The organism is Methylobacterium sp. J-026, from assembly GCF_022829585.1.
Classification (GTDB): Bacteria; Pseudomonadota; Alphaproteobacteria; order Rhizobiales; family Beijerinckiaceae; genus Methylobacterium.
The window spans coordinates 24,901-33,294 of the sequence record NZ_JAKSYC010000342.1 but is presented as its reverse complement, the minus strand read 5'-3'; the positions used below and the strand labels follow the sequence as shown (position 1 = coordinate 33,294).

The 8,394-nt window shown below is 71.5% G+C and carries 6 protein-coding genes; 2 read left to right on the top strand and 4 right to left on the bottom strand.

All coding sequences use genetic code 11. From position 1 onward, the window contains the following. Positions 1–274 precede the first annotated feature (274 nt). Positions 275–2,404: a glycogen debranching protein GlgX gene (gene glgX, locus MKK69_RS29525; RefSeq protein WP_243973724.1), complete on the top strand. Its 2,130-nt coding sequence runs from the start codon at positions 275–277 to the stop codon at positions 2,402–2,404. Between the two features lie 211 nt (positions 2,405–2,615). On the opposite strand, the gene MKK69_RS29520 is transcribed toward glgX, so the two are convergent. The 3 genes from MKK69_RS29520 to MKK69_RS29510 all read right to left on the bottom strand — a co-directional run bounded on the left by MKK69_RS29520 (position 2,616) and on the right by MKK69_RS29510 (position 6,074). Further along, positions 2,616–3,233 carry a uracil-DNA glycosylase family protein gene (locus MKK69_RS29520; protein WP_243973723.1) on the bottom strand — a complete coding sequence of 206 codons (618 nt, stop codon included), beginning with the start codon at positions 3,231–3,233 and terminating at the stop codon, positions 2,616–2,618. Between the two features lie 136 nt (positions 3,234–3,369). Continuing rightward, positions 3,370–5,568 carry a xanthine dehydrogenase family protein molybdopterin-binding subunit gene (locus MKK69_RS29515; protein WP_243973722.1) on the bottom strand — a complete coding sequence of 733 codons (2,199 nt, stop codon included), beginning with the start codon at positions 5,566–5,568 and terminating at the stop codon, positions 3,370–3,372. Between the two features lie 50 nt (positions 5,569–5,618). Continuing rightward, the gene (locus tag MKK69_RS29510) at positions 5,619–6,074 is read right to left on the bottom strand and encodes a (2Fe-2S)-binding protein (protein ID WP_243973721.1); all 456 of its coding nucleotides are present in this window, start codon (positions 6,072–6,074) and stop codon (positions 5,619–5,621) included. Positions 6,075–6,338: 264 nt separating this feature from the next. Here MKK69_RS29510 and MKK69_RS29505 point away from each other — a divergent pair, with 264 nt between their 5' ends. Then, positions 6,339–7,874 carry a sensor histidine kinase gene (locus MKK69_RS29505; RefSeq protein ID WP_243973720.1) on the top strand — a complete coding sequence of 512 codons (1,536 nt, stop codon included), beginning with the start codon at positions 6,339–6,341 and terminating at the stop codon, positions 7,872–7,874. 22 nt (positions 7,875–7,896) lie between these two features. Here MKK69_RS29505 and MKK69_RS29500 read toward each other — a convergent pair whose 3' ends face one another. Then, positions 7,897–8,313: an EVE domain-containing protein gene (locus tag MKK69_RS29500; protein WP_243973719.1), complete on the bottom strand. Its 417-nt coding sequence runs from the start codon at positions 8,311–8,313 to the stop codon at positions 7,897–7,899. Between the last annotated feature and the right edge of the window lie 81 nt (positions 8,314–8,394).

The following is an 8,394-nucleotide window of genomic DNA, read 5'->3' as shown; positions in this document are numbered from 1 at the left end:
AACTTCCTGGCGGAACTCGAGAATTTCCGCACGGTCGAGCGCGAGCCGCCCACCGCCGCGGCGGCCGCCGAGTAGCCGGCGGTGGAACCTTCACTGTCCCGGGTTTTCAGAGGGATCATCCCATTGGCGGGCTCTCGGGGCAGAGCCCCGATGTCGGGCGTCGCCCGAACCCGGCAGGATTTTGCCCGGCACCCACAAAAGGTCGAAGACCTTTTGAGACCATGACGTTGCACGGCCCGTCTTCGACCGTCACGTTCACGCCCGGACTCCGCCCATGATCGCCGTCGACGACGGGGTCCCGGCGCCGCTCGGGGCGCATTTCGACGGGCGCGGGGTCAATTTCGCCCTGTTCTCCGAGCACGCCACCGCGGTCGATATCTGCCTGTTCGAGCCCGGGGAGCGGCACGAGACCCGCACCGTCCGGCTGCCCGGCCGGACCGACGACGTCTGGCACGGCTACCTGCGCGGGGTGCTGCCGGGGCAGCTCTACGGCTATCGGGTGCACGGCCCCTGGGAGCCGTCCGCCGGCCACCGCTTCAACCCGTCGAAGCTGGTGCTCGACCCCTACGCACGGGAGATCCGCGGCCGGATCCGCTGGCACGACGCCCTCTACGGGCACCGCAGGGGCGGCGAGAGCCGGCGCGAGGACCGGATCGACCGGCGCGACAGCGCGCTCTACATGCCGAAATGCGTGGTCACCGCCCCCGAGGTGCCCGACCTCGCCCTCACACCCGTGCGCCGGCCGCTCGCCGAGACGGTGGTGTACGAGGCGCACGTCAAGGCGCTGACCCGCACCCATCCGGCCATCCCCGAGGCCGAGCGCGGCACCTACGCGGCGCTCGCCCACCCGGCGATCATCGAGCACCTCGTCAAGCTCGGCATCACAGCCCTGGAGCTGCTGCCGATCCAGGGCTTCGCGGACGACCGCTTCCTGGTCGAGCGGGGCCTCGTCAATTTCTGGGGCTATCAACCCGTGAGCTATTTCGCCCCGGATCCGCGCTATCTGGGGGAGGGCGGGCCCGGCAGCCTGAAGGCGGCGATCCGGGAGCTGAACGCCGCCGGGATCGAGACCTGGCTCGACGTGGTCTACAACCACACCGCCGAGGGCGACCATACCGGGCCGACCCTGGCGTTCCGCGGCATCGACAATGCCAGCTACTACAAGCTCGACCCGGCCGATCCACGCCGCACCATCGACTGCACCGGCTGCGGCAACACCCTCGACGTGAGCCACCCGCGGGTAATGCAGCTGGTGCTGGATTCCCTGCGCCACTGGGTGAGCGCCTACGGCATCGCGGGCTTCCGCTTCGACCTCGCCTCGAGCCTCGGGCGCGCGCCCCAAGCCTTCACCCCGGAGGCGGCCTTCTTCCAGGCGGTGGCGCAGGATCCGGTGCTCGCGCGGGTCAAGATGGTGGCTGAGCCCTGGGATATCGGGGAGGGGGGCTATCAGCTCGGCGGCTACCCGCGCGGCTGGAGCGAGTGGAACGACAAGTTCCGCGACGCCATGCGGGGCTTCTGGAAGGGCGATTCCGGTACGCTGGCCAAGGTCACCCAGGGGCTGACCGGCTCGCGCGAGGTGTTCGCGCCGTCCCGGCGCTCGCCGCTGGCCAGCGTCAATTTCATCGCGAGCCACGACGGCTACACCCTCGCCGACACGGTGGCCTACGAGGAGAAGCACAACGCGGCCAACGGCGAGGACAACCGCGACGGCCATAACCACAACGTCAGCCGCAATTACGGCGTCGAGGGCGACACCGACGACCCGGATATCCTGGCCCTGCGCGCCCGCCAGAAGCGCAACATGCTGGCCACCGTGATGCTGGCCCAGGGCGTGCCGATGCTGCTGATGGGCGACGAGCGCTCGCGCAGCCAGGGCGGCAACAACAACGCCTATGCCCAGGACAACCCGACGAGCTGGATGGATTGGAGCACCGATCCGGACCCACACCTCACGGAGTTCGTCGCCAACCTGCTGGCTCAGCGCCGGGCTCAGGCAGCCCTGCGGCGGCGGCGCTTCTTCACCGGCGCGCTGATCGACCGGGGCGAGCCCCTGCGCGACGTGCATTGGCTCGCCCCCGAGGGCACCGAGATGGGGGACCGCCACTGGTCCGACGACGGGCTCCAGGTCTTCGGCATGCAGATCGGCAACGACGGCGAGCCGGGCGACCGCCTGCTGATGCTGTTCAACGCCGGGGCGGGGGCCTGCGACTTCCACCTGGCCCAGGTGGTCGGCGGCCCGTGGAGCCCGGTCTTCGACACGGGGACGCCCACCGGCGCGGTCCCGCCGGATGCTCCGTCCTACGCGGCCGGCGCCGCCGTGCCGCTGCCCGGCCGCACGGTCCTGGTTCTCACGGCGGCAGGCGTAGGGGCGGACGCGCGGAGCGGGTGGGTGCCGGGGGGTTGAGGGCGGGTTCGACCGCATGATCCCAACCGGATGAGCGGCGAAATCTCCCGTCCTGAGCCTGGCTGCGCGTCGCCGGGGTCCGTTCGGCGATCCTCCGGAGGAACCCGGCAAAGCTTCAGACGCTCCGGCGCGTTTCCGGCCACGCGCGGGGGTGTCGGTCGGATCGGTCGCGCCGAACCGTCGAGTCCCGGGCGGATCCGGCGACGGAGCCTCATCCCGCCAGCACCCGCGCCACCTCGGCCTTCAGCACCGGCAGCAACTCCGCCTCGAACCAGGGCTCGCGCTTGAGCCAGCCGTTGTTGCGCCAGGACGGGTGGGGCAGGGGCAGGATTCGGGGGCGGCGCGGCGCGGACAGGATCGCCCGCCAGCGCCGGACCGTGCCGGTCAATCCGCCCTCCGGCTTTCCCAGGTGCCATCCTTGCGCGTACTGGCCGATCACCAGGATCAGGTCGAGGTCCGGCAGGCCGGAGAACAGCTCCGCCCGCCAGCGCTCGGCACATTCCCGGCGCGGCGGCCGGTCGCCGCCCTTGGCGTCGAGTCCGGGGAAGCAGGCGCCCATCGGCACGATGGCGACCTTCGCGGGATCGTAGAACTGCGCCTCGTCCAGGCCGAGCCAGGCGCGCAGCCGAACCCCCGACGGGTCCATGAAGGGCAGGCCGGTGCGATGGGCCCGGGTGCCCGGGGCCTGGCTCGCCACGCAGAGGCGGGCGCCGGTGCTGCCCTGCACGATCGGCCGGGGCTCCTGGGGCAGGGGCGGCCCGTAGAGCGGGCTGTCCCGGCAGAGGCGGCAGGCACGCAGGCGGGCGGCGGTGTCTTCGAAGGCGGGCATCGCCCGGAGATGGCGCGGTGCCGCGCAAAAAAGAAACGGCGCGGTGTCGCGCCGCGCCGTCTTCAGTCGGGTCTCTTGCCTTGGGGGAAGGCGTGAACGTTTTACGCCGCCCGAAGCCGCTGGACGGTGCGATTCCTCACGCGCCCTTCACGCCCGACAGGTCGAGGGGCAGCGCGCGCAGGCGTTGGCCGGTGGCGGCGAAGACCGCGTTTGCGATCGCCGGACCCAAAACGGGCACGCCCGGCTCGCCGATCCCGGTGGGCGCCACCTGGCTCGGCACGATGTGCACCTCGACCTTGGGCATCTCGCTCATCCGGGTGGGCGCGTAGGCGTCGAAATTGCGCTCCTGCACCCGGCCCTCCTTCAGGGTGATGCGGTTGCGCAGGACCGACGACAGGGCGAAGCCGACCGCGCCCTCGACCTGCGCGCGGATCACATCCGGGTTGACCGGCACGCCGACATCCACCGCCGCCACGATCCGGTTGACCCGGATCCCGGCCTCCTGCGCGCTGACGTCGGCCACCATGGCGACGTAGGAGCCGAAGGATTCGTGGACCGCGACCCCGAGGCCGCGGCCCTTCGCCCCAGGCTTCTCCGTCCAGCCGGCCTTGTCGGCGGCGAGCCGGAGCACGCCGGCGAGCCGCGGCGCCTGGGCGAGCAGCGACAGCCGGTAGGCCACCGGATCGACGTTCGCGGCGTGGGCCAGCTCGTCGATCATCACCTCCATCACGTGGGCCGTGTGGCTGTGGCCGACCGAGCGCCACCACAGGACCGGCACGCCCTCGCGGCCGTTATGGACGCCGAACCGGTAGGCCGGCAGCGCGTAGGGGGTGTCGGAGGCGCCCTCCACGGTGGTCGAATCGATGCCGTTCTTGACGATCATCGCCTCGAAGGGCGAGCCGATCATGATCGACTTTCCGACCATGACGTGGTCCCAGCCGACCACCGCGCCCTTGGCGTCGATGCCGGCCCGGACCCGGTGCAGCACGGTCGGGCGGTAGTAGCCGCCGGCCATGTCGTCCTCGCGGGTCCAGATGAGGTGGACCGGGGCCTTCTCGCCATAGGCCTTCAGGACCGTGGCGGCCTCCGCGAGGTAATCGGCGGTGGGGGTCGCCCGGCGGCCGAAGGAGCCGCCGGCCCAGTTGCTGTGCAGCCGCACCCGGTCGGGCGTCACCCCGAGGATCGCCGCCATGGTGGCCTGCTCGATGGTCTGGAACTGAAAGCCCGCGTAGACGTCGTATCCGCCGTCGGCCGCCTTTTCGATCGTGGCGTTCAGGGGCTCCATCGCCGCGTGGGCGAGGTAGGGGAAGGTGAACTCGGCCTCGATCACCGTGGCGGCCCCCTTGAGCGCCGCCTGCGGGTCGCCGCGCTCGGAGGCCGTCAGGCCGGGGCCCTTGGCGCGCTCCCGGTACTCGGCGAGGATCGCCTCGGACGAGCGGGTCTCGGCGGTGCTCTCGTCCCAGGTGATCGTGAGGGCCTCGCGGCCCTTCATGGCCGCCCAGGTGTCGCGGGCGATCACCGCCACGCCGGTCGGCACCTGCACCACGGCGAGCACCCCGGCGACCTTGCGGGCGGCCGTCGCGTCGAAGGCCTTCACGGTGGCGCCGAAGCGCGGGGCGCGGGCCACCAGGGCGGTCACCTGGTCGGGGCGGCGGATATCCAGGGAGTAGGTGGCCGTGCCGTCGGTCTTGGCCACGGAATCGAGGCGCGGGATCGTCTGGCCGATCAGCCGCCATTCGCTCGGATCCTTGAGCCGCGGCTCCGAGGGCACCGGCAGGGAGGCCGCCGAGGCCGCGAGCTCGCCGAACCGGGCCTGCCGGCCGGACGGCGCGTGGCTGACGACGCCCTTCTCGACCGTGATCTGCGCGACCGGAACCTTCCAGCGGTAGGCGGCCTCGGCCATCAGCATCTCGCGGGCGGCGGCACCGGCCTTGCGCAGCTGGAACCAGGAATTGGCCACCGCGGTGGAGCCGCCGGTGCCCTGGATCGGGCCCATCAGGCTGTTGTTGTAGAGCGTCGCGTCGGCGGGCGCGAACGCGGTGCGGACATTCTTCCAGTCGGCGCCGAGTTCGTCAGCCAGGATCGTGGCGAGGCCGGTGGTGTTCCCCTGGCCCATGTCGAGATGCTTGATCACCACCGTGACGGTGTCGTCCGGGGCGATCCGCACGAAGGCGTTGGGCTGCGCCTTGACGTCGGCGAGGTTCGGGCCGGCGGCGGCGCGGGCGGATTTGGGGTCGAGCCGGAACGCCACCACGAGGGCGCCGGCCCCCGCGAGGAGGCCGCGGCGGCTGGGTCGGGGGGCGGGCAGGCGGCTCGGTCGACGGGCGTTCAGCATGGCGGCGAGGCTCCGGTCAGGACCGCTGGGAGGGGCCGATCAGGGCGAGATCAGGCGAGGCTTCGGGCAGCCTCGTGGATCGCCGCCCGGATCCGCTGGTAGGTGCCGCAGCGGCAGATGTTGCCGTCCATGGCGCCGTCGATATCGGCGTCGTTGGGCCTGGCGTTGCCGGACAGGAGGCCGATCGCCGACATGATCTGGCCGGACTGGCAGTAGCCGCACTGGACAACGTCCAGCTTTCGCCATGCCGCCTGGACCGCCTCGGCGACCCGGCCCGACACGCCCTCGATGGTCGTGATCTGCGCAGCACCGACATCGCCCAGCCGTGTCTGGCAGGAGCGAACCGGCTGGCCGTCGAGATGGACCGTGCAGGCGCCGCATTGGGCGATGCCGCAGCCGTATTTCGTGCCGGTGGCGTCGAGCCGGTCGCGCAGGACCCAGAGCAGCGGCATGTCGGGGTCGGCGTCGATCAGGTGTGCGACGCCGTTGACGGTGAGTTTCGGCATGGTCGACACCCTCTCATCGGCGCTGGACGCCGCGGCGTCCGGATTGCGCGCCGCGCGGCCCGCTGGGAGCCATGCGCGACGCTAGCGATCGTCACGGCCTGCACGCTGTGCGCCAGCGCACGTCGGGCCGGATGTCCGGCGGTCGCGTCCAGGCCGGAATCCTTAAGATCCGAGCGATGGCGGCAGGTGCTTCTTAACATATCCGCCGCATTCTCGGCGAGCGAATCCCGGCCGGCACCGCCCTTCCCGAGTCTCACCACGCGCATGTCCGATCTCACCGTCGAGATGGTCCAGCGCGGTCGCGGCCCCTCGACGCAGGAGGCCGCCCGCCGCCTCGGGGTCGCCCGCGAGATCCGCTCGGCCCGCGAGAAGCTGACCTCGCAGACCGGCCTCGAACGGGCCTTCGATTACGAGCTGCTGCGCCACTATGCCGAGTACCGGGCCGGGGCCGGCCTCGCGCTGGCGCTGCTCGCGGCGGCGCTCGCCACGGCGGCGACGTTCTGGATCGCGCCGCCGGTCACCGCATCCTGGGCCCTGGCCGTGCTCGTGTTGATCGCGATCAACACCACGTTGAGCCGGCGCTTCCTGCAGGCCGACCCGGCGACGATCCCGCTGGCGCGCTGGCGCCGCCGCTTCCTGATCGGCGAGGTGCTGCAGAGCCTGTCGTGGTCGGCGATGATCGGGCTCGGCGCCACCGGCGGCTGGACCTTCGCGCTGTTCGGCCTCGTCATCGCCTCCGCGGTCACCACGATGCTGGCCGCGACGGTGCCGCTCGCGGCCGTCGCCGCCTTGGTGCCGCTGGCGCTGGCCACCGCGTCGCTCGCCGCCTTCTTCCGCGAGATGGACGGGCTCCTCCTCGTCACGATGGCCGGCGGCGCGCAGCTGTTCTTCCTCAGCCTGTCCCGCCGCCTCTACACCTCGACGGTGGGGGCCCTGCGCTCCCGCGCCGAGAAGGACGCGGTGTTCGGCGAGTTGGAGCAGGCCAAGGCCAATTCCGACGAGGCCCGCCGCCGGGCCGAGGAGGCCAACCTCGCGAAGTCGCGGTTCCTGGCCACCATGAGCCACGAGCTGCGCACGCCGCTCAACGCCATCCTGGGCTTCTCGGAGGTAATGAAGAACGAGGTGTTCGGCATCCACACGGCGCCGTCCTACCGGGAATACTCCAACGACATCCACGACAGCGGCATGCACCTCCTCAACCTGATCAACGAGATCCTCGACCTGTCGCGGATCGAGGCGGGGCGCTACGAACTCAACGAGGAGCCGGTGCAGCTCGCCTACGTGGTGGAGGAGTGCCGCCACATGATGGGTCTGCGCGCCAAGGCGAAGAACCAGACCTTCCACGGGCTGGTCGACGACGCCCTGCCGCGGCTCTGGGCGGACGAGCGGGCCTTGCGCCAGATCGTCCTCAACCTCCTGTCGAACGCCGTGAAGTTCACCCCCCCGGGCGGCGCGATCTGGCTGAAGGTCGGCTGGACCGCCTCGGGCGGGCAGTACGTGTCGGTGAAGGATAGCGGCCCCGGCATCCCCGAGGACGAGCTCGGCACGGTCCTGTCGTCGTTCGGCCGCGGCTCCCTGGCGATCAAGACCGCCGAGCAGGGCTCCGGGCTCGGCCTGCCGATCGTGAAGGGTCTGGTGGAACTGCATGGCGGGCAGTTCCAGCTGTCCTCGAAACCCCGCGAGGGCACCGAGGTGGTGGTGACGCTGCCGGCCAGCCGGGTGATGGACACGATGCTGCCCCTCGACCTCGACCCGCAGGCCCCGGCGCCGGCCAAGGGCGCCCTGACCCGGGCGGCCTGACCCGCACGCCGGGGGATTGGTCTCAATCGAGCCCGCCCAGGGCGCAGACCCGGGCCCATTCGGCCTCGGTCACCGGCTGCACCGACAGGCGGGAATTGTTGACCAGGACCATGGCGGAGAGCGCCGGGTCGGCCTTGATCGCGTCCAGCGCCACGGGGCGGGGCATCGCCCGCACGGCCGCCAGGTCGACCATGCCGAAGCGGCCGGTCTCGTCGGTATGGTCGGGGTAGTAGGGGCGGATCACCGCGACGATGCCGACCACCGCCTTGCCCGCGTTCGAGTGATAGAAGAAGCCCTGCTCGCCGACCTGCATGGCCATCAGGTGCTTCTTGGCGAGATGGTTGCGCACGCCGTTCCAGTGCGTCCCGGCCGTCCCGGCCGCGACCTGCTGGTCCCACGACCAGGTCGCGGGCTCGGATTTGAACAGCCAGTGCGCCATCGCCGCGTGTCTCCAGGGCCCCGCCCGTCGCGGCGGCGGGCCCTGCCATAGCCCAGCTTCGTCCCCGGGGAACAGGCCGGA